Here is a 24,220-nt window from a genome sequence, read left to right on the forward strand (position 1 = left end):
ATGACAAGTAAAGAGTTTTTATCGATAATTGAACAAGAAGCTAATCCATCAGATTATAAAAAATATTTAAAACAGCTATCATACAAAAAAATTTCTTCTGATGATAAGATTGCAGTATTTGAAGTATCAAATAAATATATTGCTTCATGGATAAAAAGTAAATATAGCGCAATTATTCAACACTGCTTTGAAAAATATGATGGAACAAAACCAGATATTGAAATAAAAATTGCAGGTGAAAAAAAGAGTAAAAAAGAGATTATCTCTGAAAAAGCTAAAAATGAAACTGCTGAAAGTACAATTTTAAACCCTTCATATACATTTGATTCATTTGTTGTTGGTAGTTCAAACCAAATGGCATATAATGCTTCATTGGCTGTTTCAGAAAAACCAGGAATTCAATATAACCCCCTATTTATCTATGGTGGAACAGGTCTTGGGAAAACTCACCTTTTACAAGCAATTGGTAACGATGCAATTGAAAAAGGTAAAACAGTTATTTATGTAACTATTGAACAGTTTATGAATGATTTTACTTTTTCAATTAAAAATAAAAATATGGAACATTTCCGAGGAAAGTACCGAAAATGTGATGTTTTATTAATTGATGATATTCAATTTTTATCTGGAAAAGAACAAACTCAAGAAGAGTTTTTCCATACTTTTAATGAACTTCACAATGCAAAAAAACAAATTGTTATGACATCTGATAGACTTCCTTCTCAAATTGCAGGATTAGTTGACAGATTAAAATCAAGATTTGAATGGGGATTAACAGCTGATATCCAAATTCCTGGACTTGAAACAAAAATTGCAATTATTGAAAAGAAAAGTGAACTTAATGGAATTGCCCTAAGTAGGGAAATTATCAATTATATTGCAACAAATTTAGATAACTCAATTAGAGAAATTGAAGGTGTTTTAATTAGAATTAATGCAAGTGCTTCTTTACTTAACCAAGAGATTAATTTAGAACTTGCACAAAGTCTATTAAAAGAACAAATACAAGAGAAAAAAGATAATATCAAATTACCAGATATTATTTCACTTGTTGCAAATGAATTAAATATTAAACCAAGTGATATTAAATCTAAAAAAAGAACAGCAACAGTTGCAAATGCAAGAAGAGTTGTAATCTACCTAGCAAGGGAGCTTACACACAATTCAATGCCTGATATTGCTAAATTTTTAGGAATGAAAGATCATAGTTCTATTTCAAAAAATATTCAAAAAACAAATGAATTAATTGAAACAGATGAAAACTTTAAATTAATCATTCAAAATTTAAAAAATAAAATCATAAATTAAGAGGTGGAAAAAAAAGTTTAGAATCAAAGTGTGAAAAGATGTGAACTATTATTCAAAACTATTCACTCTAAGAAAGTACCAATTTTTAGAGTCTGTTTTAATATTTTCATCTTTTCACATTGTCTACTACTTCCACTAATTTAATATAAATAAATAGGAGCTAATAAATGAAGTTCATAATTACAAAAAGCATATTTGAGAATGTAATCTCATCAATGCAACCATTTTTAGAAAAAAAAGATGCTAGTTCAATTACTTCTCACATCTATTTAGAAGTAAATGATTCTAAACTAATATTAAAAGCTACAGACTATGAAATAGGTTTAGAGTCTCAAATTGATTCAATAACTGAAGCAATCTATGGAAAAGCAACAGTAAATGGTTCTAACTTACTAGGTATTATAAAAAGATTAAAAGATGCAGATATTATAATTGAAACAACAGATAATAATTTAATTATCAAACAAAATAAATCTACATTTAAACTTCCTATGTATGATGCAGATGAATATCCAAATTTAATTTTAAATGAAAATTTAAAAAGTTTAAATATTTCTACAATTAATTTTATTAACTCAATTAGAAAAATTACTCCATCAATTGATAATAACAATCCTAAATTTGAATTAAATGGTGCATTAATAGATATTAAAAATTCAAAAATTAATTTTGTATCTACTGATACTAGAAGATTAGCTATCTCATTTTTAGAAAATATGTCAAATAATGAAGGTCAAATTATTATTCCTAAAAAAGCAATCATTGAAATTCAAAAACTATTTTTAGATGATGCAAAAATTTCATTTGATGAAAACAATTTAGTAGTAACAACAGAAAATATGAAATTCTTTACAAAACTTATTAATGGAAAATTCCCTGATTATGAAAGAATTATTCCACAAAGTTTAAAACACAATTTATCTATTCCTAAAAATATTTTAGTAGAATCAATAAAACTTGTAACTTCACTATTTTCAAATATTAAAATTACATTTAAACCACATTCAATAGTTTTTGAATCTTTAGATGAAGATACTGAATCAAAAACTCAAATTGATATTGAATTAAATATTGATCAAGAGTTCTATCTTGCTGTTAATGCAAAATATCTATTAGATTATTTAAGTCAAACAAATAATGAAAACGTAAAGATTGGATTTAATGAATCAAATTTACCATTTTATTTAGAAGATGAAAAATTCTATACAATCGTAATGCCAATCGTTTTAGAAAAATAAATTTAAAGAAGGAAACCCGTAATGAGTCAACCAGAATATGGCGCTAGTAATATTAAAGTTTTAAAAGGTTTAGAAGCTGTTAGAAAAAGACCAGGTATGTATATTGGTGATACAAACATCAATGGACTTCACCATATGGTTTATGAAGTAGTTGATAACTCTATTGATGAAGCTATGGCTGGCTTTTGTAGAAACATCAAAGTTACTATGACAAAAGATCATTGGATAAAAGTTGAAGATGATGGTAGAGGTATTCCTACTGCAATGCACCCTACTGAAAAAATGAGTGCTGCAACAGTTGTATTAACAGTACTTCATGCAGGTGGAAAATTTGATAAAGATACATATAAAGTTTCTGGTGGTCTTCACGGAGTTGGTGTATCTGTTGTAAATGCTCTATCTAAAGATCTTAAAATGACTATTTATAGAGAAGGAAAAATTCATTATCAAGAGTTTTCTTGTGGTATACCAAAAGCTCCTTTAGAAGTAATTGGAGATAGCCCTAGAAAAACAGGTACAACTATTGAATTTTTAGCAGATGATTCTATTTTTGAAGTTGATACTTATGATTTTGCAATTCTTTCTAAAAGATTTAAAGAAGTTGCTTATTTAAATCCATTTATTTCAATTACTTTAGAAGATGAAATTCAAAAGAAAAAAGAAGTTTATCATTTTGAGGGTGGTATTAATCAATTCGTTCAAGATTTAAACAAAGATACTGCAATTTGTGATGCTATCTCTTTTTCTGAAAGAGTTGAAGACTTAGAAGTAGATATTGCTTTATTATATAACTCAACATATACTGAAAAAACAATCTCTTTTGTAAATAATATTAGAACTATTGATGGTGGTACACACGAAGCTGGTTTTAAAGCTGGACTTACAAGATCAATTGTAAAGTATGTAAATAATAATGCAGCTGCAAGAGAAAAAGATACTAAAATTACTGGTGATGATGTAAGAGAAGGTCTTATTGCTGTTGTTTCTGTTAAAGTTCCAGAGCCACAATTTGAAGGTCAAACAAAAGGAAAATTAGGTTCTTCTTATGTAAAACCTATTTGTCAAAAATTAACTAATGAAATGTTAGATAAATATTTTGAAGAGAACCCAACACAAGCAAAAGCTGTGATGGAAAAAGCTTTAATGGCGGCAAGAGGTAGAGAAGCTGCTAAAAAAGCTAGAGATTTAACTAGAAAAAAAGATGCTATGACAGTTGGAACTCTTCCTGGTAAATTAGCTGAATGTCAAAGTAAAGACCCAGAAATTAGAGAATTATACCTGGTGGAGGGAGACTCTGCGGGAGGTTCTGCAAAACAAGGTAGAGATAGAGTTTATCAAGCAATTTTACCACTAAAAGGTAAGATTTTAAATGTTGAAAAATCTAGACTTGATAAAATTTTAAAATCTGATGAGATTAGAAATATGATTACTGCACTTGGTTGTGGTATTGGTGAAGATTTTGATGAAGAGAAAATTAGATATCACAAAGTTATTATTATGACGGATGCCGATGTTGATGGTTCTCACATTCAAACTCTTTTATTAACATTCTTCTTTAGATTTTTAAGACCAATTATTGATAAAGGTTATTTATATATTGCTCAACCACCACTTTATAGATATAAAAAAGGTAAAAATGAGAGATATTTAAAAGATGATACTGCTTTATCAAATTTCTTAATTGAAAATGGTGTAGAAAATTTTGATTTTGATGCACTTGGAAAAAATGATTTAATTGACCTATTTAAAACAGTTTCTAGATATAGAGGTATGTTAAGACAATTAGAAAAAAGATACTCTTTAATTGAAGTATTAAAACATCTTATTGAAAATTCTGATTTAGTAAAATTAGATCTTTCAGCACTATATGAAGAAGTGAAATTATTTATTGAAGCTAAAGGTTATAATATTCTTTCAAAAAGTATTAGTGAAGAGAGAATTCAACTATTTGTTCAAACAAATGAAGGTTTAGAAGAGCTTATTATTGATGATGAGCTATTTGCCTCTCCATATTTTTCAGAAGCTACTTATATTTTCAATAGACTTGTAGAAAGAGATATTTCTATGTTTAATGGAAGAGATTTAATTGAAATTCTTGAAGAAATTGAAGGAATTGCTAAAAAAGGTGCATATATCCAAAGATATAAAGGTCTTGGAGAGATGAACCCTGAGCAATTATGGGAAACTACAATGACACCTGAAGATAGAAGACTTATAAGAGTTGCAATTGAAGATGCTGAAGTTGCATCAGATACATTTACTTTATTTATGGGTGATGAAGTAGAACCTAGAAGAAACTATATCGAAGAACACGCAAAAGACGTAGAACACTTAGACGTATAAAAAGAGGGGAAATCTTCCCCTTTTTTTCTTTTTTTATTATATAATCAATTTTTTATTTGGAGTCTTGATGAGAAAAAAAAGCTTTTTATCATATGAAGCTAAAATTATTATTGCTATTATTGCTATTTTATTAATTATATTTTTACCCTTCTCTTTTTATGATAAATTTGTAGAATTAAAAGATAAGATAATTCTATTTTATAATGAGAATATTCTAATTTATCCAATTTGGCTTCAACTTTTACCAATAGTTTTACCAATAATTTTAATAATTGCTATAAAATTAATAAGCAAAAATAGATCAAAATATATAGAAGATACTTTTTATAATATTAAATGGAATTGGAAGTGGAATAAAGATGATATTGCAAATTTAGAGTGTTTTTGCCCTACTTGTGGGGAAAGTTTGTACTATGATGATACAACTTCAAAGTTTACTTTGGAAGTTAGCAAGATAGATTTTATTTGTGATAAATGCCAAAAAGTAATGGGTTCTATAGCAAATGAAAATAATAAATTAAACTCTTCTCAACTTGTAAAAAAAGAGATACAAAGATTGATATATAGAAAACTAGCAGAAGATAAAAACCTTACAAAATGAAATAAAATCTAAATAGATTTAAAAAATACTCTATACTTCCACAAATTTTAAAAAGGTATTAAATGAAAATTTGTGGAATAGAGCTAAAAGCCAATAATATTATCCTATCAGTTATAGACAATAAAGAATTTCAAGATATTAAAATAAAAAAACTTAGCCTTGAAGATGATGAAAAACAAGAAGATATTAGAAAATTTTGTAATGAATTTTTATTATTTTTAGAGCAAGAAGAGATTGAAAAAGTAGTAATAAAAAAAAGAGCAAAAAAGGGAAACTTTGCAGGGGGAGCAGTGACTTTTAAACTAGAAGGATTAATACAATTAAACCCTCTTTGTGAAGTAGAACTAATTTCAGCTCAAGCTATTTCCTCTTTTGAAAAGAAAAATCAAATTGAATATCCTAATTCTTTAAAAAAATATCAAGAACAAGCATATTTGTGTGCTTTATATGCAAGTTAAACTAGTTTAAAAATAAGTAAGCTACTTGCCATAATAAACATTCCAAAAACTAAACCAGCAATAGTAGTATGAGCATTTCCATATACTCTAGCTGCTGGTAATAACTCATCAAATGAAATATATATCATTATTCCTGCTACTACTGCAAAAGTAATCCCAAGTGTTGCATCACCCATAAGAGGTAATAGTAAAAAATATCCTAATAATGCACCAACAGGTTCAGCAAGTCCTGAAAGAGTTGCATACCAAAAAGCTTTTTTTCTCTCTCCTGTTGCATGGTAAATAGGTAAACTAACAGCCATACCCTCTGGGATATTATGTATAGCAATAGCTAAAGCAATAGTTACACCAAGGGTTAAACTATCAAGAGCTGAGATAAATGTAGCAAAACCTTCTGGAAAGTTGTGAATACCAATGGCTAAAGCTGTAAAAAGACCTGTTCTTTTTAAAGCATTTGTATTTAGCATCTTATGGTCAGTTTTTAACTCTTTTAATTCTTGGTTAGATTTTGGTTCATGGGGGTTTACATCTTCAGGTATTAGTTTATCAATTATTGCACTTAAGGCAATTCCTAAAAAGAAGAAAGCTAAAGTTAGTAGTTCAGCATATGTTTCACTTGCAAGAATTTGAGTGAAAGAATCTTGAGATTTTTTTAAGATTTCCATAAAAGAGACATATATCATAACACCAGCAGAAAATCCCATACCAAGTGAAAGGATGGTATAGTTTTTCTCTTTTGAAAAAAATGCAAGGACTGCTCCTATACTAGTAGATAGCCCTGCAAATAGTGTCAATGAAAATGCAATTAAGTAATCTGTAAACTCAAGATTTTCCATTTTTAGTCTTTAAAAAGTTGTACTATAGAACAAAAATCCTCTTCACCTTTTCCATCTTTTTTCATCTTTCCAAATAGTTCTTTTGGAATAGCTGCTGTATATAAAGGCTGATTCATACTATAAGCTAAATCTTGTAAAGTATGTAAATCCTTATAAATAGCATTATTTGAAAAGTGAGGAGAGTAATCCTCTTCTAATAGTTTTTGTGTTTTTGCTTTAAGTACTAGTGATTGTCCCCCACCAACTCCTAATATTTCTAGAAGTGTACTTCTTGATATATCACAAGCATCACCTAAAGCACTACATTCTGCGATTGTAGCCATAAATGACCCTAGACATAGATTATTGATTAGTTTCATCTTAGAAGCTTTTCCTGGCTCTTTTAAATAGAATATCTCTTTACCAATTTTCTCTAAAACTACTTTACATGAATCAAAAGTCTCTTTTTTACCAGAGGTAACTATTGTTACTTGTCCTTGTAATGCAGGAGCTACACTACCAAAAATAGGTGATTCTAAATACTCACCACCTCTTTCATCAATTATATTATGGAAGTTTAGAACTTGCTTGAAATGATTAGTTGTTAAATCAATAATAGTTTTACCCTCTAAATCAGCTTCTAAAAGACCATTTTCCATATTGAAAATATTTTCTACAGCATCTGATTCAAAAAGGCATAAGATTACAATATCACACTTTTCAATTAACTCTTTTGGTGATTTTGCAATTTTATATCCTAAATCTTCTACTTTTTCTCTAGTTCTATTGTAAACAACTAGCTCTTCATTCATATCTGTTAATCTTTGAGCAACTGCACGCCCTAGGTTCCCAAGTCCAATAAATCCTAATGCCATAGCTTTCCTTTCTTCTTTTTATATTGATTATAATAAAAAAAATTAAAAACTATCTATAATTATGAAGCTAGCTATAAATAAAAGAATTAAGCCACATATTTTTTCAATATAGTTTGAATATTTTTGAAAAATATATTTGCTTTTTTTATTTGTAATTAAATAGACTATAAATATATCCCAAAATAAAACAGCTAAAAACATCCAAAGAGCATAAAATGATTGTATAGATAATGGTGTTGTATTATTTATAGAAATAGAAAACATTGTAAAATAAAAAATTGAGTTTTTTGGATTTAAAATAGCAGATAAAAAACCCATTGAAAAATATTTTATAAGACTTTTTTTATTTTCACTTCTTAGCTTTTCTTTTGAAAAGAGGTCCCTTTTTTTTGTTTTTAAAAGCATAAATGCAATATAGATTAAATATAAAGAACCAAGTACTTTAATAAATAAAAATATATTTTGATTTTCTTTGACTAAAGTGATTCCTAAAAGAGCTAATAATATATAAACTAAGTTAGCAATAGCAATTCCAAAAGAAGTTATAATCCCAGATAGTTTTCCATATTTTGAGGAGTTTGAAAGAATGATAAAAAAATCAACCCCTGGACTTAGTAAAGCAATAAAATGTGCAAGAGCAAGGGTTATAAAAGCACTTAAATAAGCTTCCATTTAATTCCTTTTTCTTGCAATTATAATTAGAAATAAAAATAAAATCTTGTATAAAATTGATTTAAATAAAATTTTTTCTATATTGGTTTGGAGTAGTAGCTACTATATTTAAAAAGTTTTTATGAAAATGGCTTTGGTCTACAAAACCACACTCTAATGCAGCATTAACAATAGTTTCTCCTTTTTTTAAAAGTTCTTTTGAGTAGTTAATTTTTATATTTAAAAGATATTTGTGAGGAGTCATATTCATATTTGCTTTGAAAAGTTTAATTATATAAAAGCTATTAAGAGAAAATTTTTTAGCTAACTCTTCTAAAGAGATATTTTCTTTAAAATTTTCTTTTAGATATTTGCATATTTTTTCAAAATTTTCATCTTCAATTTTTTCTTTTGAATTGGGAATATTTTTTTCAAAAAGTTTTGTAAAAAACTCAATTAGTTCATTCTCTTTTTCTTCTATAGAACTATTTGAAAAAAGTAATTTACAAAGATTTAGGAAATCTTTATAATAATTTTGATCATCAATCAAAGCATTTGGATATTCTATAAAACTTGTAATATGATTTGAAATAGTTTTTTGTATTTCAAAACACCATTTTTTGTCTAAGTAAAGCATATAATATTCATGATTTTCTCTTTTAAGGGCATTGCAAGAGTGTATTTCATTTGGGTTTACAACTGCAATAAGTCCTTTTTTAAAATCATATTTTTTTTGTTTATTTGAATATAGACTTTCACCTTTAAGGTTGATACCTATAGAAAAGCTTTCGTGGATATGTTCTTTATAGTGATTTCCTGTATTTGAATGTCTTAGTTCTAAATAAGGAAGTGCTTTATGTATAAAAACTTTAGTAAATTTTCCTTCTTTAATCTTTTAGCCTTTTTATTTAATATAGATTTATATCAAAAAAGTATTTAGAGTTAAAATAAGTATAAAAAATAAATTTGTTTATATTTTATACTTTTTTTTCTGGTAACTTATTTGTAATCATAATATAGTATATTAATTTCATAAAAAAATCACAAAAAAATATATATAATAGCATTAAAATAGCATTTTATGGGCTTTATATGCATTATTCATAATACTAATTTTTATTTTTAATTTTTTCTTAAAATTACATTAATTATAATCTTTAAAATAACTTAAAAGGATCTAGCATGAGTTTATTAATAAGGCCTTTAGAAGAACAACTATTATTAGCAAAAACTACTACAGACAAGAGTTTGCTATGGGAGTTACACAAATCTCCTTATATGAATGTAAGAAGAGCAGTTGCTAGAAATAGTAATATAGATTCAGATATTGCTGATAATCTTATTGCTGATCCAGTATTAAATGTAAGTTATATGGCTAAATTAAGCTCAAAAGCTACAAAAAATAGAGAGTTTAGGACAACACTTACAGATTGTGTGCTATGTGAGAAAAGTGAATTGGATTTAAATTGTATTGAATGCGAGAAGTTTAACAATAATATGATTTAATATAAATATTACAATTCTATTATTAAATTTAAAAAAAAGTTAAAAAATATACTTATATTTAAAATTAATTTAAAAATAAGAGTATTATAATTGTTTATATTTAATAAGGAATTGTGATGAGCGCATTAGAAAAACCTTTAGAAGAGCAGTTAAATTTAGCAGTAAATTGTACAGAGTTTGATACTTTATGGGAATTACATAAATCTCCTTATATGAATGTAAGAAGAGCAGTTGCTAGAAATAGTAATATAGATTCTAAAATTGCTGATAATCTTATTGCTGATCCAGTATTAAATGTAAGTTATATGGCTAAATTAAGCTCAAAAGCTACAAAAAATAGAGAGTTTAAAACTATATTAACAGATTGTGTATTATGTGATAAATGCGAAATAGGCTTAGATTGTCTTGAGTGTGAAGAGAAAAAAAATAAGATGTTAAACTCTTGATTTACTTATTGTTAGGTAAATGCCAATAATAATTAAAAGTGTTGAGATTACAAGTGTAGATGTAAGTAATTCATCTAATAAAACTACACTTAAAACAATAGCAATGATTGGAACAATTAATTGAATTACACCTGCAGTGATTATTGAGATATTATCTAATATTTTATACCAAATTACATAACCAATTGCAGAAGTTACAGCCCCTGATAGAAAACTCAATATTAAACCATCTGTTGTAATATTTATATTTACAGGAAAAATCAAAAGATATAAAAGTAAAAAAGGAATAGTTTTTAAAAAGTTGTCATTTGTATCTTTTAAAGCATTTTTGGACCTTTTGCCTAAAATAGTATAAACTCCCCAACTAATTCCAGCTAAAGAGATTAAAATAAAACTTTTTATTGATAAAGTAAAATCATCTTTAGGATAAAAAAGGTAGATTAATCCAAAAAGTGCAATAAATATACCAATAAATTGTTTTATAGAGATTTTTTCTTTAGTAAAAATTGCATATGAAATCATGGTTAATTGAACAAGTGCAAAAAGAATTAAAGTTCCTAATCCTGCATCTAAATCAAGATAGGCATATGAAAAAGTTATAGCATACAAAAAAAGAAAAAAAGCACTAAACCAATTTTTGTTTTTATTTAAAATAATTCTTCTATATTTTAAAGAAACAATGAAATATAGCGTTAAACTTGCAAATACTAATCTTAAAAAAGTGAAAGAATAAGCATCAGCATACTCATTTACAATTGCTAATTTACATAAAATAGAGTTTGATGCTAAAAAGATTAATGCAACAATATTTAACAATAATAAATTTGAACTTTTTGTTAAATCTTTTCTCATAAGTTAGTACTTAAAAGTAGGATTATTTTTGAAAAATAGTTCAATACTACTCTTTGTTTTTCCTCTTTTTTTAAGTAAAGAATTTGTAATACGAAAACCATGATTTAAAGCTGTTGCAATTGAACCACCAGTATTAAAAGCAACATCTCCTGCTACATACATGCAAGGGATATTTGTCTCATTGTCTTCATTATAAATTGGTTTTCCATCTTCATCCATTTTTATTCCTGCTTTTTTTAAAAAATCTACAGGAGCAGTTCCACCAATTGCATAGATAGCTCTATCATAAATAGTAAAGTGACCATCTGTAAAACTAACTTTTACTCTTCCATCTTCATTTTCAATTGACTCAATATCTGTATTTAGTCTAAGCCTAAGTTTTTCTTGTCCATTATATTTAAATAAAATATCTTCATTTTCAGGATTTAATCTTGTAAACTTCTCTTTTCTATAAACTAACGTTACAGTATTCTCTTCTTCAGATAGACTACAAGCATACTCTACTGCTGAGTTACCTCCACCAACTACAAGTATCTTTTCATTTTTACTACATTTATCTAAATTAAAATTTATATAATTTTTTAGTGAAGGAGGAATTTTATATTCAGGTTTATTTGGTTTTCCCATTTTACCAATGGTTACTACTACACATTTTGCTTTAAATATTTTATTTGTAGTTTGTAAGATAAAAAGATTACTATTCTCATCTTTAGTAATATTTTCTACTTCAGTATTAAAAGCAGTATCTATTTTATCTTCATCAAGTAATTGGTCAAAGAAGTCTAAAGTAGTCTCTTTAGTTCCATCCATAAAAGGAATATTTCCTTCTATTTCTACAACTTGACCTTTCCAGTTTCTATCAACTCTTTTATTTTTTTTATAAAATCTTCTAATTGTACTTGAATGATTATCTGCTTTATCTAATAATAATATATTTTCAATACCATGAACGGCAGCTTCAACAGCTGTTCCAATCCCACCAGGTCCACCACCTACAATTGCTACTTCATATATCTTTTCCATAAGCAACTCCATAATATAAAATAAATAATTTATATATTAACATAACTTGTACTATTTATCTACATTTTTAAAAACATTTACATAAAAAAATTTGTAAGTATAGTTTGGATAAAATATCTATTAATTTTAAATAATTTAAGAGGTATATTTAATGAAATATGGTGAAAAAGAGATTGTAGAATTTGATATTAACAAAGAAGAGCATTTTTGGCCAAATAACCATTCAAAAAACTATGTTATTGATATTGAACTTCCAGAGTTTATGGCAAAATGTCCTAGAAGTGGATATCCTGATTTTGCAACAATCAAATTAAAGTATATTCCAAATGAGAGAGTTATTGAATTAAAGGCTTTAAAACTTTATATTAATTCTTTTATGTTTAGAGAAGTTTCTCATGAAAACTCAGCAAATGAGATATTTGATACATTATATGAAAAACTACAACCAAAATGGATGAAAGTAGTCGCAGATTTTAAACCAAGAGGTAATGTACACACTGTAATTGAAATAGACAGTGACAAAATGTAAGGATAAATTCTTTGGAGAGATTAGTTACAACAGCACAAGCTGCACAAATACTAGGACTATCCCTTCAAGGAGTTCACTATAGAATTAAAAAAAATCAATTAAAATCTATAAAAAAATCCGGAAAAATATATGTTTATGTAGATGAGCATAATCATAATTTTAGCAATCAAGAAGAGTTAAAAGTAGAACTTAAAGATGAGGCAAAAAGTCCTTACTCTGAACTTATTGAAGCTAAAAATGAACAAATTGATATATTAAAAAAATCTATAAAATGGATGAAAAATCAATATTCATCAGAAATTCATAGATTAGAAAAAAATCAAAAAAGAATTATTGCCGTATTTAATAGAGAAATAGAACTTTTGCAAAGTGCTTTTAATGAGATGCGTTCTATTTATAAACAGCCTCAAATTCAAACTGTACAAAAAGATGAAGAGATTCATGAAACAAGTACGGAAGAAAAAGAGAGATTTATCTCTTTACAAAATTTTACATTATATTTAAAACGACACAATAAAAATGAAAAAGATATAAAACTAATTATTTTAAAAGCTATACAAAAACGAGATCCAAGATTTATATATAATCGAAAAGATAAAAAACTATTGATTTTAAATGAGGATTTTTCAGATTTGATTTAAAAGAGTACTAAAAAGTACTCTTCTCCAGATACCCAAACACACCAAAGATAAAGGTGCCTTGCTGTGTTCCCACCCTGGGGCTTTGCCTTTAAAAATGATTGTAAGGGTCTAAAGAAGAGCATAAAAAATATCTAGATATTCTTTGTGCTCATCTTTGAAGACTGCAATTATATCTTTAGAAAACTTAAAACTTGTGTAAATATTTAAGTTAGCAAAATAAGAATTTGCTTTCAATTTTTAATTAGAGAGAAAAGATTTGACAAAAAATTTTAATTTAATAGGCTTTGTGTCTATTGTCTTTGCCATGTTTATTTGGGCAAGTTCATTTATTGCATTAAAAGCGGCAATGGTAGATTTAGGAGAATATACTGTTATTTTTATCAGAATGTTGGCTGCTTCTTTATGTTTTGTATTTTTTATAAAAGGTTTTCTAAAATATGATTTTACAAAAAGAGATATTCAATTAATACTATTATTAGGGTTTTTTGAGCCTTGTTTATACTTTTTATTTGAAGCAAAAGCATTAATTTATACATCTGCTTCACAAGCAGGTATGATTACCTCTTTGATGCCTTTAATTACAGCAATGGCTGCTGGCTATTTTTTAAAAGAGATTATTTCTAGACAGTTATTATTTGGTTCTGTAATTGCTATGATAGGAGTTATTTGGCTAAGTGTGCAAGCTACTACAAGTGATACTGCACCCAATCCTATGCTTGGTAACTTTTTAGAGTTTTGTGCAATGATTTGTGCTACAGGATATACTTTAGTTGCAAGATATTTAAGTGAAAAGTTTTCTGCTTTATTTCTTACCGCAGTACAGGCTTTTATTGGTCTAGTTTTCTTTTTCCCATTTTTTATTTTTGAGTTAAATACAAAAGAGATGACTTTCTCTTTAGAGGCAATCTCTTGGGCAGTATACTTAGGTGTAGTAGTTACTCTTGCAGGGTATGGTTTATATAACTTTGCTCTTACAAAATTAGAGGCTTCAAAAGTTGCTATGTTTGTTAATTTAATCCCTATTTTCACACTGATTTTAGCCTTTTTAATTTTGGGAGAAAAACTAACTTCTACAGAACTTATTGCAAGTGCAACTATTTTAGTTGGGGTAATTATCTCTCAAATATCAGTTAAAAGATTTAAAAGAAGAAAAATTTGATTTATATAACGCTATTTTTTTCAGCCTTTATCTCAGCAACACTTTTTCCTTTAGGAAGTGAGGCTTTATTGGTTTATAATATTAAAGAAGGTTATAATTTAGTCTATCTTTTAGCTTTTGTAACAGTAGGAAATGTCTTAGGTTCTTTACTTAACTATTTTATTGGCTTAAAAGGAGAAGAGTATTTAGAAAAAAAATCCTATTTAAAAAAAGAGAAAATAGAAAAGTATAAAGCCTTTTTTGATAAATATGGGGCTTACTCTTTACTTCTTTCTTGGGCACCTATAATTGGTGACCCTTTAACTTTAATTGCTGGTATTTTTAAATATGATTTAAAAAAATTTCTTTTTTTAGTTTTTATTGCTAAGTTTTTTAGGTATCTATTTTTAGCAGTAGCTACTTTATATTTTGTTACTTAGTTCTTTTTTTGATTGTTAAAAAGAAGTTATCAATAAAAGTTTTAATCTCTTTAATAGAAGTACTCTCTTTTTCATTTAATAGTGAGATATGAAAAAAACCTATAAATGAATTTAATAAACCTTTGTTTAAGGTCTTTGCTTCTTTTATAAAAAGCTCTTCTTTTATGCCCTCTTCCAATAAAGAGTTAATAACTTCAAGATGTTCTTCATATATTTTTTTTAAAAAGTTTTTAAAAGTTTCCTCTTCTTCATAATGACTAAGTCCTGCGAAAATATTTAAAATAATTCTATAGTTTTTATAATCTTTAGTATAAACAGCTGTAAAAAAGCATTCAAATTTCTCTTTTAAACTAATTTGTTGATTTACTTTTTTTAGAGTATCTTCTTTCCATTTTTCATAAAGACCCTCAGTTAGTTCTAAAATAATATCTTCTTTGTTTTTGAAATATTCATATAAAGTTCCCTTTGCAATATTTGATTGTTTTGCTAAAGAGGTGACTGTGAGGTTTTGATAGTTTGTATTTAAAAATGCATCAAGGCACGACAGTGCCATGCACCGTCGTCTCTCTTGTTTTTCTTCTTTTGTCATTTAGGACTCATCACTTGTTTTTTTAGAAAGTTTAGAAATAAGTACATAAAATAAGGGAATAAACACAATTGCAATAAATGTTGCTGCAAGCATTCCACCAATAACTCCTGTACCAATAGAGTGTTTACTAGCAGCCCCTGCTCCATTACTAATAGCTAATGGTAAAACACCTACTGTGAAGGCTAAAGAAGTCATAATAATTGGTCTCAATCTAACTTTTGCAGCTTCTAAAGCAGCATCAATTAAATTGAATCCTTCTTTCTGTTTTTGTAGAGCAAATTCTACAATTAAGATAGCATTTTTAGCTGCAAGACCTGCAAGTACTAAAAGACCAATTTGGAAGTAGATATTATTATCTAAACTTCTTAAATTTGTTGCTAAGATAGCTCCAAATACAGCAAATGGTACTGCAAGTACAACTGAAATAGGAAGTAACCATCTCTCATATAATGCACAAAGAATTAAGAATAAGAAAACAATTCCAAATATAAAGGCCATAGCTGAGCTTCCACCTACTTGTTTCTCTTGATAAGCTGAACCTGTCCAACTAATAGTATATCCATCAGGTAATACTTCATTTGCTACTTCTTCAATTGCTTTTAATGCATCCCCTGAACTATATCCTGCTGCTGGTTGTCCTGAAACTTTTGCTGCTTGGAAAAGGTTAAATCTTTCAACAATATCAGCTCCAACTACTTTTTTATAAGAGATAAATGAGTTAATAGGAAGTAACTCTCCACTATCTGCTCTTACAAAAATCTCTTTAAAATCTTCAATATTATTTCTATATTCTGAATCTGCTTGTAAATTTACTCTATATGTTCTTCCATAAAGTGAGAAGTCATTTACATAAAAACTTCCATATGTTGAAGTAATAGTGTTGTAAATATCATTTAAATTTACACCTTTTGCTTTTGCTTTTTCTACATCAACATCAACTTTATATTGAGGAATTGTTGCTGATAAAGAGGTTCTAACCCCAATTAATTCAGGTCTAGTTTTTGCTTTTTCAAGTATTTGATTAACAACCTTTCCTAAATCCTCAACACTTCCACCTGTTCTATCTTGAACATACATATCAAATCCACCAGTAATACTCATTCCCATAATTGGAGGTGGAACAACGGCAAATGAGAATCCTTCACTTGTCCCCATAAGTTGTTTAGAGAATTTTCCTAATAAAGCTTCAGCACCCTGCTCTTCATTTGGTCTCTCACTCCAATCTTTTAGTTTGATAATAGTTGCAACTGTATGTGTTCTTTGAGCAGATGTAGTAAAGTCATAACCTGCTAGAGTAATAATATTTGCAACATTTGGATCTGCTGAAACAATCTCATTTGTCTCTTCTGATAACTCTAAAGATTTTGATAAAGAGTAACCAGGAGGGTTAAATCCAAATACAAAGATTGTACCTTGGTCCTCTTGTGGAACAAGTCCTGTTTTCATAGATTTAAACATATCATATGAAACAAAAATTAGACCCCCATAAAGTAAAATAGAAATCAGAGAAAATCTAATAGTCTTTTTAACTAAAAATGAATACCCCTCAGTTGCTTTATCAAACATGTTATTAAACCATTTGAAGAAGCCTTTTGGTTCATGTTTTCTGTTTTTTAATATCTTTACACATAATGTTGGTGTTAAAGTTAAAGCAACAAAACCAGAAATCATTACAGAAATAACAATAGTAATTGCAAATTGTCTATACATTTCTCCTGATAAACCACCCATAAAGGCAACAGGAATAAAAATAGCACCAAGAACTAAGATAATAGCAATTAAAGCTCCTGTTACTTCTTGCATAGCAATAAAAGCAGCTTCTCTTGGCGATTTACCCTCTTCCATATGTCGTTCAATATTTTCAATAACAATAATAGCATCATCAACAACAATACCAATAGCAAGTACAAGACCAAATAGTGTTAATAAGTTAATACTAAAGCCTAAAACATACATACCTGCAAAAGCACCTACAATAGAGATAGGAACAGCAATAAATGGAATTACTGTTGCTCTCCAGTTTTGTAAGAATAGATACATAATTAAAATAACTAGAATTAAAGCTTCAATAAAAGTCTTTACAACCTCTTCAATAGAAGCAGAAATAAAGTCTGTACTATCATATGGAATACTATAAGTCATATCTTCAGGAAAGTTTTTTTGAGCCTCTTCTAAAGATTTTTTAATAGCATTTGCAGTCTCTAAAGCATTTGCTCCACTTTGTAAGAAGATACCAATAGGAATAGAAGGTGCATTATTTAATCTTGTTTCAACACTATAATCAGCTGCCCCAAGTTCAATAGAAGCCACATCTTTTAGTTTTAAAGTACTTCCATCTTCATTTGCTCTAATAACTATATCTCCAAATTGACTTGGATTTTCAAATCTTTTTGGAGTTTGAATAGTATATGTATACATCTGTTTATTTGCAATTGGTTCAGCTGCAATTTTACCTGCTGCATATTGATTGTTTTGCTCTTTTATTGCTGTAATTACATCAGTTGTAGCAAGAGAGTATTTAGATAATTTAGATGGGTCCATCCAAATTCTAATAGAATAATCTTTTGCTCCAAAAATGATAGCATCCCCTACTCCATTTACCCTTTTTAATGATTCAACCATATTTAAAAGTGCATAGTTTGATAAATATACTGAATCATAACTATTATTTGGAGATTGAAGCATAATAAACATTAGAATACTTGGACTTCTTTCTCCTACTACAACACCTTGTCTTTGAACTTGTTCAGGCATTTTTGCTAAAGCTGCTTGAACTCTATTATTTACATCAATCTTTGCAGAATCTGGGTCTGTTCCAACCTCAAAAAATACATTAATATTTAATCTTCCACTATCTTCTGCAACTGAGTTCATATAAAGCATATTTTTTGCACCATTGATTTTCTCTTCTAAGGGTGCCGCAACAGTTTTTGCAATAGTATCAGCACTAGCTCCTGGATAAGTAGTACTTACAATAATTTGAGGAGGTAAAACTCTTGGGTATTGTTCAATTGGTAAATTGAACATAGAGATTAATCCTGTCAAAAATATTACAATAGATAAAACACCTGCAAATACAGGTTTTTTTATAAAAAATGAAGAAATCATAACTATTTCTCTTTATTTACTATTTGAACTTTTGTATCAGGTCTTAATTTTGCAAGATTAGTGATTACAATTTGTTCACCTACTTTTAGCCCATCTTTTATAACAAGTCCTTTCTCAACTAAACTTCCTATAGTAACAGGTCTAACTTTTGCTATATTATTTTCATCAACAACATATACAATACTTGCTTTTGCAGTTTTTAATACAGCATTTTCAGGAATAATTAAAACATCACCTAATGAAAGATTTGTAAGTTCTATTTTTGTGAAATTTCCAACTATTAATTCACTATTAGGATTTTTAAATTTTGCTCTTAAAAGTAAAGTATCTGTATTTGAATCAATTGTAGGAGCAATAAAGTCTATTTCACCCTCACTATAAGTTTTTCCATTTGCCAATAAATTTATTTTTGCTTTTTTATCTTTTATTTGAGATAAAAAGCTATCCATATCATCTTTTGGTAAAGAAAATTCTGCATGAATAGGATTTGTATTTGTAATTGTAATAAGATGTGAATTTGCTGAACTTGTACCAACTAAATCACCAACATTATGTTTTTTTATTCCTACAATACCATCTATTGGAGCACTTACATTTGTATAATTTAAATTAATTTGAGCTTCTGCTAAGGCTGCTTTTGAACTCTCATATTGATAAGTATAGTCATCAAAAGTTTGTTTACTTATAGATTTTGAGGCAAATAGAGCTTTTGCTCTTTCAAAATCTTTTTTTGCTTTTGTAAAGTTAGCTTTTTTCATATTTAGATTTGCTAAATATAAATCTGGCTCAATTTTATATAAAAGAGTTCCTTTTTTTACAAAATCACCTTCTTTAAAATATTTTTTTTCTAATGTACCTGAAACTCTTGCCATAATATCAACTTGCTCATAAGCTTTTAATAGTGTTGGATATGTTTTATTTGTTGTATTATTCTCTTTATTTACTTTAAAAACTTGTACGGGTAAGCTTGGTTTCTGAGGTGAAGTTTGTTGTTTTGTATCTTTTGTTTCCCCTTGAAAACATCCTGTAAAACCTACAACAGCTATTGTTGTAAGTAGTAATATTTTTTTACTTGTTGCTTTTATCATTGAATATAATCCTTTATATTTTCTCCACTATGGTAAATAATGTTTGCTCTTTTTATTTCTAAATCATATTTTGCAAACTCTAAAAGGCTGATTGCATCATATTTTTCACTTAAACTCTCTAAATAAGCAACATTTTCAATTAGACCATTTTCATATTTTGATTTAATTACTTCATAAGCACTTGCTGCTGCTTTTAAACTTAGTTGGGCAGATTTAACTTTTAACTTTGCAATTTCATATGCTCTTTGTGCAAGTTGTAAATCTGTATTTGCTCTATTTTTCTCATATTCATATCTTGATTTAAGACTTAAATATTTTTTATATTGAGACTCATACCTATTTTTAGTCTCTCCAAAAGCAAAAATATTCCATTTCATATTTACTGAGAATATGTTTTGGTCATCAATAGATTCATAAGCTTTATTATCATAATTATAATCATAGTTTGTGTATGTATTATCTAATGTAACTGTTGGAAGATAAGCACTTTTTTCTATTTTTGCATTATCTAATTGTGCTTTTACATTATACTCTAAAGCTTTTATGTCAGCTCTATTTGATTCTTCAGTTTTATTTGCAAGCTCTTTTATATTTGAACCTTGGCTAATAACAACTTTTGTTCCAGTAATATATTCAAGATTGAAAAGAATAGTTTGTAAATCAAGTTCGATTGAGTGTAGATTTACATTTTCACTCTCAACTCTTGAAGTAATTTTTTCAACTTCATCTTTTGTTGCACTTCCCACTTCTAAAAATTTTGAAAGTCTGCTCTTTTGTGCATTTAACTGGTCTATCTCTTTTAATTTTGCTTCTTTTTTAGCTAATAAAGCTAAATAATTAAAATAATAAGATGTAACATCTAATGCAATTTGGTTCTTTGATGAAGTAAGACTCTCTTGTGAACTTTTTATATTACTTCTATATTTACTAAAAGTAGTTGATCTTTTATTTCCATCATATAATATAAAATTAACACTTGCCGATGATTTTATTCCATCTTTTGGAATACTTGCTGTTTCTTCATCTGTATATGAATAAGTAGCAGCAAGGTCTACTTTTGGATAGTAACCACTTTTTACACTTTCATACTCATCTTTTATTGAGTCTGTATCATATTTATATGAATCAATTAATTGATTTTTTAAAGATAAATCAACTAATTCATTTAAATTGTGTCCCAATAAAAAAATTGGTAAAAAAATAACTAATATTGATTTTTTCAAATAGCCCCCTTTTTTATCTTTCCAGAAAGATAACATATAAAAACTTAAACTTGTCTTTCTAGAAAGATAAAATATTTTAATTAATTTTGTGCTAAACTTTCAAAATGGAAAAACGATATATAGAAAAATTCTTTGATAATATGGAACAACAAAAGGAATATGACGTGTTTAATATCTCCTTACCTATTACTTTAATTTATAAAAATAATTATAATAAAAATGAGCAAATGTTTAAACAGAAATATAATTTGATACATTCAGATGTAGATGTTTTAGCCTCTTTATACTTTAATGGTAAAGAACTTTCACCTACTGAGTTATATTCTGCAATAATCTTTTCTTCTGGTGGAATGACTAAAGTTCTAAAGAAATTAGAGTCATTAAAGTATATTTCAAGAAAGGAAAATCCAAATGATAAAAGAAGTATGCTTGTAAAATTAGAAAAATCTGGAGAAGAGATATTATTAAACTGTCTTGATGACTTAATTGAATTAAAAAAAGAGACATATAATGCTTTAACTAAAAAAGAAAGAGAAGATTTAAAAAGAATTCTAAAGAAAATTACACTTAGCCTTTCATAATTTGTATAAAAATTGTACTAAGATTTAAGGATTTAACCAGATATCTTAAGGAGGCTTTTAAAGTATTTATAATAAATTGTACTACTAAGCTTTATTAAGGAATACAATATGTGTATAAAAAGAGTTATATTTCTTTTGTTTTTCTTTATAAATACTCTTTTTTCTCAACCTTTTAATAAAGCAGAAGAAGAATGGATAGCCTCAAATCCTGTTATAACAATTTCAATGCTTAATAATTTTGAACCTTTTTCTTATGAAACAAGAGAAGTACATAAAGGCTTTACTCTTGATATTATAAAAAGAATTGAAGAGATAAGTGGATTAAAGTTTGAAATTAAGACTTCAAAATGGGCAGAAGCTTTTGATAATTTTAAAAATAAAAAAAGTGATGTGATTTCAGAAATATCTTTTACAGATGAAAGATCTCAATTTGCAATTTTTACTACACCATACTATGAAATACCTACATTTATTTTTGGATTAAAATCTGATACAACTTATAAAGGTGTCGAGAGTTTAAGAGGTAAAGTAGTTGCTGTAAGTAGGGGACTATTTTATATTGACTATCTTAAAAAGCTTGGAATAAAAGTTTTAGAACTAGATTCAAGTTTTGAAAAAGCACAAGCTGTAATAACTGGAAAAGCAAACTATTTTTTAGCTTCATATACAACAGGACAAAAAGCAATAATTGATAATACCTTTTTTACTTTAAAAGTTCATGGGGAATTTACCTCAATAAAAAAAGAGGATTTAAGATTTGCAGTTCATAGAGAAAATGCAATTTTAAAAGATATCTTACAAAAATCTTTAGATGAAATTGAAATAGAAGAGTTCTCTTATTTAGCAAAAAAATGGATTAGTAATAATAGATTTGAAAATAAAATTGACTTTTCAAGAGAAGAAATAGAATATATTCAACACAAAGAAGAGATACTTTATAGTGAAGTGAACTGGAAGCCTTTATCAATAATTGAAGATAATAGAATGAAAGGTATTATGGGAGACTATTTAGATATTGTCTCTAAAAGAACTGGACTAAATTTTAAATTTGTACCATCTTCTTCATGGGGTGATGTTCTACAAAAATTTAAAGAAAAAAAGATTGATTTAATTCCTGGTGCTGGTTCAAGTCCACAAGAGAAGAGTTTAGGGTTAGTTTCTCAAAGTTATGCTAAATACCCTTTTGTTATAGTAACCACTGATAAATATACTTATTTAGATAGTTTAGTGGATTTAAAAGATGCTACAGTTGCTGTTCCAAAATATTATACGAGTTATAATTTTATTGTAAAAAATTATCCTGAAATGAATTTAATAATTACAGATGATATTCCAGAAGCTTTACTTTTAGTTGAAAATGGAAAGGCAGATGCTTTTGTTGGACATATTGCTACATCTTTGTATTATATTTCTGAATTACACCTAAAAAATTTAAAAGTATCAGGTACTACTATTTTTGATATAGAGCATCACTATTTAATTCAAAATGATTATCCTATCTTACTTTCAATCATAAATAAAGCTTTTAATTCTATCTCTTTAAGAGAGAGAAAAGAGATTAATTCAAATTGGATACAAACTACAGTGGTAGAAGAAAAAGTTGATTATAAACTGATTTTTTTAGCTACTTTTATCTTCTTAATAGTTATTGCAGTTTTTATCTATAGACAAAGTCTTTTAAAAAAATATAATGATAATTTAAAAGATTCATACAATGATATTCAAAGTATTATGAACTCAACTATGGAAGCTATATTAATTACTGAAAATAGAAAATGTATAGAGGTAAATGAATCTGCCGTAAAACTTTTTGGTTATAGCTCTAAAGAGGAGATGGTTGGACAAGATTTATTAAATTTTATTGCAAAAGATTATAAAAAATTAGTAAAAAGTAAAATCTTAGCAACAGTAAAAGATCCCTATGAATTAGATATTTTGACAGCAGATGGTAGAAATATTCAGACACTTGGAAAAGGTGCAAATTTAAAATTAAGTGGAAGAAAAGTAAGAATCTCTTCACTTATAGATATTACGGATATTAAAAATAAAGAGAAACTTCTAATAGAGCAATCAAAAATGGCTGCTTTAGGAGAGATGATAGGACATATTGCACACCAATGGCGACAACCATTAAGTGTAATTACTATTATTGCTACAAGTTGGGAAGTTTACGAGGAGTTAGGTACTTTTGATAAGAAAAAAGTTTTAGAAGAGGGGAAAACAATTCTTTCAAATGCAAAATATCTCTCTCAAACCATTGATGACTTTAGACTTTTTATAAAAGGTGAAAATAGTTCTGCAGAGTTTAATATTAAAATTTTAATTGATAATCTAATTAGATTAGTAAGTCCTTCAATACAAAATGAACAAATAAAATTAGTTTTAGATAACAATATTGATAGAGTATTATTAGGTGGACAAAATAAACTACTTCAAGCTTTTATAAATATCATTAATAATTCAATTGATGCCCTAAAAAATAAAAAAGATGAGAAATTATTACTAATAAGTGTAAAAGAAGATGTCAACAAAAAAGTTGTTGTAGAATTTAAAGATAATGCAGGTGGAATAAAAGAAGAAATTATTACAAAAATCTTTGAACCTTATTTTACTACAAAACACCAGTCAGAAGGTACAGGTTTAGGGCTTTATATGACTTATTCTATTTTAAATAAAATTGATGCAGAAATAAAAGTTGAAAATAGTGAATTCTTTCATAATGAAAAAAAATATAAAGGTGTTACCTTTACTATTACATTTTAATTGC

At 27.1% G+C, this 24,220-nt stretch carries 23 protein-coding genes and 1 other RNA gene; 13 read left to right on the forward strand and 11 right to left on the reverse strand.

Going from position 1 to position 24,220, the window contains the following annotated elements; all coding sequences use genetic code 11:
- The 5 genes from dnaA (at window position 1) to ABIV_RS00025 (ending at window position 5,948) form a co-directional block, all read left to right on the forward strand.
- Entirely contained in the window at window positions 1–1,308 is a 1,308-nt protein-coding gene (gene dnaA, locus ABIV_RS00005) for a chromosomal replication initiator protein DnaA (RefSeq protein ID WP_114837942.1), read from the forward strand.
- A gap of 167 nt (window positions 1,309–1,475) precedes the next feature.
- Entirely contained in the window at window positions 1,476–2,546 is a 1,071-nt protein-coding gene (dnaN, locus tag ABIV_RS00010; protein WP_114837943.1) for a DNA polymerase III subunit beta, read from the forward strand.
- Between the two features lie 21 nt (window positions 2,547–2,567).
- On the forward strand, window positions 2,568–4,889 hold the full coding sequence (gyrB, locus tag ABIV_RS00015; protein ID WP_114837944.1) for a DNA topoisomerase (ATP-hydrolyzing) subunit B: 2,322 nt from the start codon (window positions 2,568–2,570) through the stop codon (window positions 4,887–4,889).
- Between the two features lie 67 nt (window positions 4,890–4,956).
- Window positions 4,957–5,490, forward strand: a complete 534-nt coding sequence (locus ABIV_RS00020) for a hypothetical protein (RefSeq protein ID WP_114837945.1) — start codon at window positions 4,957–4,959, stop codon at window positions 5,488–5,490.
- Between the two features lie 62 nt (window positions 5,491–5,552).
- Entirely contained in the window at window positions 5,553–5,948 is a 396-nt protein-coding gene (locus ABIV_RS00025; protein ID WP_114837946.1) for a DUF3010 family protein, read from the forward strand.
- Here the strand turns inward: ABIV_RS00025 and zupT are convergent.
- From zupT to ABIV_RS00045, 4 genes are all read right to left on the reverse strand, one after another.
- Entirely contained in the window at window positions 5,945–6,784 is an 840-nt protein-coding gene (gene zupT / locus ABIV_RS00030) for a zinc transporter ZupT (protein WP_114837947.1), read from the reverse strand. The two genes, ABIV_RS00025 and zupT, sit on opposite strands and share 4 nt — an antisense overlap.
- Before the next feature lie 2 nt (window positions 6,785–6,786).
- The gene (locus ABIV_RS00035; RefSeq protein WP_114837948.1) at window positions 6,787–7,638 is read right to left on the reverse strand and encodes an NAD(P)-dependent oxidoreductase; all 852 of its coding nucleotides are present in this window, start codon (window positions 7,636–7,638) and stop codon (window positions 6,787–6,789) included.
- A 42-nt stretch (window positions 7,639–7,680) separates the two neighbouring features.
- A complete protein-coding gene (locus tag ABIV_RS00040; RefSeq protein WP_114837949.1) occupies window positions 7,681–8,310 on the reverse strand; it encodes a LysE family translocator in 630 nt (209 codons plus the stop codon).
- A 61-nt stretch (window positions 8,311–8,371) separates the two neighbouring features.
- The gene (locus tag ABIV_RS00045) at window positions 8,372–9,181 is read right to left on the reverse strand and encodes an AraC family transcriptional regulator (protein WP_114837950.1); all 810 of its coding nucleotides are present in this window, start codon (window positions 9,179–9,181) and stop codon (window positions 8,372–8,374) included.
- A gap of 290 nt (window positions 9,182–9,471) precedes the next feature.
- Here ABIV_RS00045 and ABIV_RS00050 point away from each other — a divergent pair, with 290 nt between their 5' ends.
- A complete protein-coding gene (locus tag ABIV_RS00050) occupies window positions 9,472–9,795 on the forward strand; it encodes a hypothetical protein (RefSeq protein ID WP_114837951.1) in 324 nt (107 codons plus the stop codon).
- Between the two features lie 116 nt (window positions 9,796–9,911).
- A complete protein-coding gene (locus ABIV_RS00055) occupies window positions 9,912–10,241 on the forward strand; it encodes a hypothetical protein (protein ID WP_114837952.1) in 330 nt (109 codons plus the stop codon).
- On the opposite strand, the gene ABIV_RS00060 is transcribed toward ABIV_RS00055, so the two are convergent.
- On the reverse strand, window positions 10,230–11,093 hold the full coding sequence (locus ABIV_RS00060; RefSeq protein WP_114837953.1) for a DMT family transporter: 864 nt from the start codon (window positions 11,091–11,093) through the stop codon (window positions 10,230–10,232). The two genes, ABIV_RS00055 and ABIV_RS00060, sit on opposite strands and share 12 nt — an antisense overlap.
- A gap of 3 nt (window positions 11,094–11,096) precedes the next feature.
- Window positions 11,097–12,116, reverse strand: coding sequence for an NAD(P)-binding domain-containing protein (locus ABIV_RS00065; protein ID WP_114837954.1), 1,020 nt, complete (start codon window positions 12,114–12,116; stop codon window positions 11,097–11,099).
- A 151-nt stretch (window positions 12,117–12,267) separates the two neighbouring features.
- Between ABIV_RS00065 and queF the strand changes: the two genes are divergently transcribed.
- Together queF and ABIV_RS00075 are read left to right on the forward strand one after the other, a co-directional pair.
- Window positions 12,268–12,645 (forward strand): preQ(1) synthase, encoded by a 378-nt coding sequence (queF, locus tag ABIV_RS00070; protein WP_114837955.1) that lies wholly within the window; start codon window positions 12,268–12,270, stop codon window positions 12,643–12,645.
- Between the two features lie 11 nt (window positions 12,646–12,656).
- Window positions 12,657–13,286 carry a MerR family transcriptional regulator gene (locus ABIV_RS00075; protein ID WP_114837956.1) on the forward strand — a complete coding sequence of 210 codons (630 nt, stop codon included), beginning with the start codon at window positions 12,657–12,659 and terminating at the stop codon, window positions 13,284–13,286.
- A gap of 18 nt (window positions 13,287–13,304) precedes the next feature.
- Here ABIV_RS00075 and ffs read toward each other — a convergent pair.
- An RNA gene (gene ffs, locus ABIV_RS00080) (signal recognition particle sRNA small type) lies at window positions 13,305–13,401 on the reverse strand.
- Between the two features lie 141 nt (window positions 13,402–13,542).
- On the opposite strand from ffs, the gene ABIV_RS00085 reads away from it, so the two are divergent.
- Together ABIV_RS00085 and ABIV_RS00090 are read left to right on the forward strand one after the other, a co-directional pair.
- Window positions 13,543–14,445, forward strand: a complete 903-nt coding sequence (locus ABIV_RS00085) for a DMT family transporter (protein WP_228254313.1) — start codon at window positions 13,543–13,545, stop codon at window positions 14,443–14,445.
- A complete protein-coding gene (locus ABIV_RS00090; protein ID WP_114837958.1) occupies window positions 14,442–14,864 on the forward strand; it encodes a YqaA family protein in 423 nt (140 codons plus the stop codon). The genes ABIV_RS00085 and ABIV_RS00090 overlap by 4 nt, the downstream gene beginning before the upstream one ends.
- On the opposite strand, the gene ABIV_RS00095 is transcribed toward ABIV_RS00090, so the two are convergent.
- Genes ABIV_RS00095 through ABIV_RS00110 form a run of 4 tightly spaced genes read right to left on the reverse strand, consistent with a single transcriptional unit; the run spans window position 14,857 to window position 20,872 of the window.
- Window positions 14,857–15,453: a TetR/AcrR family transcriptional regulator gene (locus tag ABIV_RS00095; RefSeq protein ID WP_114837959.1), complete on the reverse strand. Its 597-nt coding sequence runs from the start codon at window positions 15,451–15,453 to the stop codon at window positions 14,857–14,859. The genes ABIV_RS00090 and ABIV_RS00095 overlap by 8 nt on opposite strands.
- The gene (locus tag ABIV_RS00100; RefSeq protein WP_114837960.1) at window positions 15,454–18,561 is read right to left on the reverse strand and encodes an efflux RND transporter permease subunit; all 3,108 of its coding nucleotides are present in this window, start codon (window positions 18,559–18,561) and stop codon (window positions 15,454–15,456) included.
- Between the two features lie 2 nt (window positions 18,562–18,563).
- Entirely contained in the window at window positions 18,564–19,649 is a 1,086-nt protein-coding gene (locus ABIV_RS00105; protein ID WP_114837961.1) for an efflux RND transporter periplasmic adaptor subunit, read from the reverse strand.
- Window positions 19,646–20,872 carry a TolC family protein gene (locus tag ABIV_RS00110; RefSeq protein WP_114837962.1) on the reverse strand — a complete coding sequence of 409 codons (1,227 nt, stop codon included), beginning with the start codon at window positions 20,870–20,872 and terminating at the stop codon, window positions 19,646–19,648. The genes ABIV_RS00105 and ABIV_RS00110 overlap by 4 nt, the downstream gene beginning before the upstream one ends.
- 104 nt (window positions 20,873–20,976) lie before the next feature.
- Here ABIV_RS00110 and ABIV_RS00115 point away from each other — a divergent pair, with 104 nt between their 5' ends.
- Together ABIV_RS00115 and ABIV_RS00120 are read left to right on the forward strand one after the other, a co-directional pair.
- A complete protein-coding gene (locus ABIV_RS00115) occupies window positions 20,977–21,453 on the forward strand; it encodes a MarR family winged helix-turn-helix transcriptional regulator (RefSeq protein WP_114837963.1) in 477 nt (158 codons plus the stop codon).
- 108 nt (window positions 21,454–21,561) lie between these two features.
- Entirely contained in the window at window positions 21,562–24,216 is a 2,655-nt protein-coding gene (locus tag ABIV_RS00120) for a transporter substrate-binding domain-containing protein (RefSeq protein ID WP_114837964.1), read from the forward strand.
- Window positions 24,217–24,220 lie beyond the last annotated feature (4 nt).

The organism is Halarcobacter bivalviorum (genome assembly GCF_003346815.1).
Taxonomy (GTDB): Bacteria; Campylobacterota; Campylobacteria; order Campylobacterales; family Arcobacteraceae; genus Halarcobacter; species Halarcobacter bivalviorum.

Excerpts from the sequence above, each read along its gene's own strand:
- dnaA (WP_114837942.1), top strand. The coding sequence starts at position 1 with ATGACAAGTAAAGAGTTTTTATCGATAATTGAACAAGAAGCTAATCCA.
- dnaN (WP_114837943.1), top strand. The coding sequence starts at position 1,476 with ATGAAGTTCATAATTACAAAAAGCATATTTGAGAATGTAATCTCATCA.
- gyrB (WP_114837944.1), top strand. The coding sequence starts at position 2,568 with ATGAGTCAACCAGAATATGGCGCTAGTAATATTAAAGTTTTAAAAGGT.
- ABIV_RS00020 (WP_114837945.1), top strand. The coding sequence starts at position 4,957 with ATGAGAAAAAAAAGCTTTTTATCATATGAAGCTAAAATTATTATTGCT.
- ABIV_RS00025 (WP_114837946.1), top strand. The coding sequence starts at position 5,553 with ATGAAAATTTGTGGAATAGAGCTAAAAGCCAATAATATTATCCTATCA.
- zupT (WP_114837947.1), bottom strand. The coding sequence starts at position 6,784 with ATGGAAAATCTTGAGTTTACAGATTACTTAATTGCATTTTCATTGACA.
- ABIV_RS00035 (WP_114837948.1), bottom strand. The coding sequence starts at position 7,638 with ATGGCATTAGGATTTATTGGACTTGGGAACCTAGGGCGTGCAGTTGCT.
- ABIV_RS00040 (WP_114837949.1), bottom strand. The coding sequence starts at position 8,310 with ATGGAAGCTTATTTAAGTGCTTTTATAACCCTTGCTCTTGCACATTTT.
- ABIV_RS00050 (WP_114837951.1), top strand. The coding sequence starts at position 9,472 with ATGAGTTTATTAATAAGGCCTTTAGAAGAACAACTATTATTAGCAAAA.
- ABIV_RS00055 (WP_114837952.1), top strand. The coding sequence starts at position 9,912 with ATGAGCGCATTAGAAAAACCTTTAGAAGAGCAGTTAAATTTAGCAGTA.
- ABIV_RS00060 (WP_114837953.1), bottom strand. The coding sequence starts at position 11,093 with ATGAGAAAAGATTTAACAAAAAGTTCAAATTTATTATTGTTAAATATT.
- ABIV_RS00065 (WP_114837954.1), bottom strand. The coding sequence starts at position 12,116 with ATGGAAAAGATATATGAAGTAGCAATTGTAGGTGGTGGACCTGGTGGG.
- queF (WP_114837955.1), top strand. The coding sequence starts at position 12,268 with ATGAAATATGGTGAAAAAGAGATTGTAGAATTTGATATTAACAAAGAA.
- ABIV_RS00095 (WP_114837959.1), bottom strand. The coding sequence starts at position 15,453 with ATGACAAAAGAAGAAAAACAAGAGAGACGACGGTGCATGGCACTGTCG.
- ABIV_RS00100 (WP_114837960.1), bottom strand. The coding sequence starts at position 18,561 with ATGATTTCTTCATTTTTTATAAAAAAACCTGTATTTGCAGGTGTTTTA.
- ABIV_RS00105 (WP_114837961.1), bottom strand. The coding sequence starts at position 19,649 with ATGATAAAAGCAACAAGTAAAAAAATATTACTACTTACAACAATAGCT.
- ABIV_RS00115 (WP_114837963.1), top strand. The coding sequence starts at position 20,977 with ATGGAAAAACGATATATAGAAAAATTCTTTGATAATATGGAACAACAA.
- ABIV_RS00120 (WP_114837964.1), top strand. The coding sequence starts at position 21,562 with ATGTGTATAAAAAGAGTTATATTTCTTTTGTTTTTCTTTATAAATACT.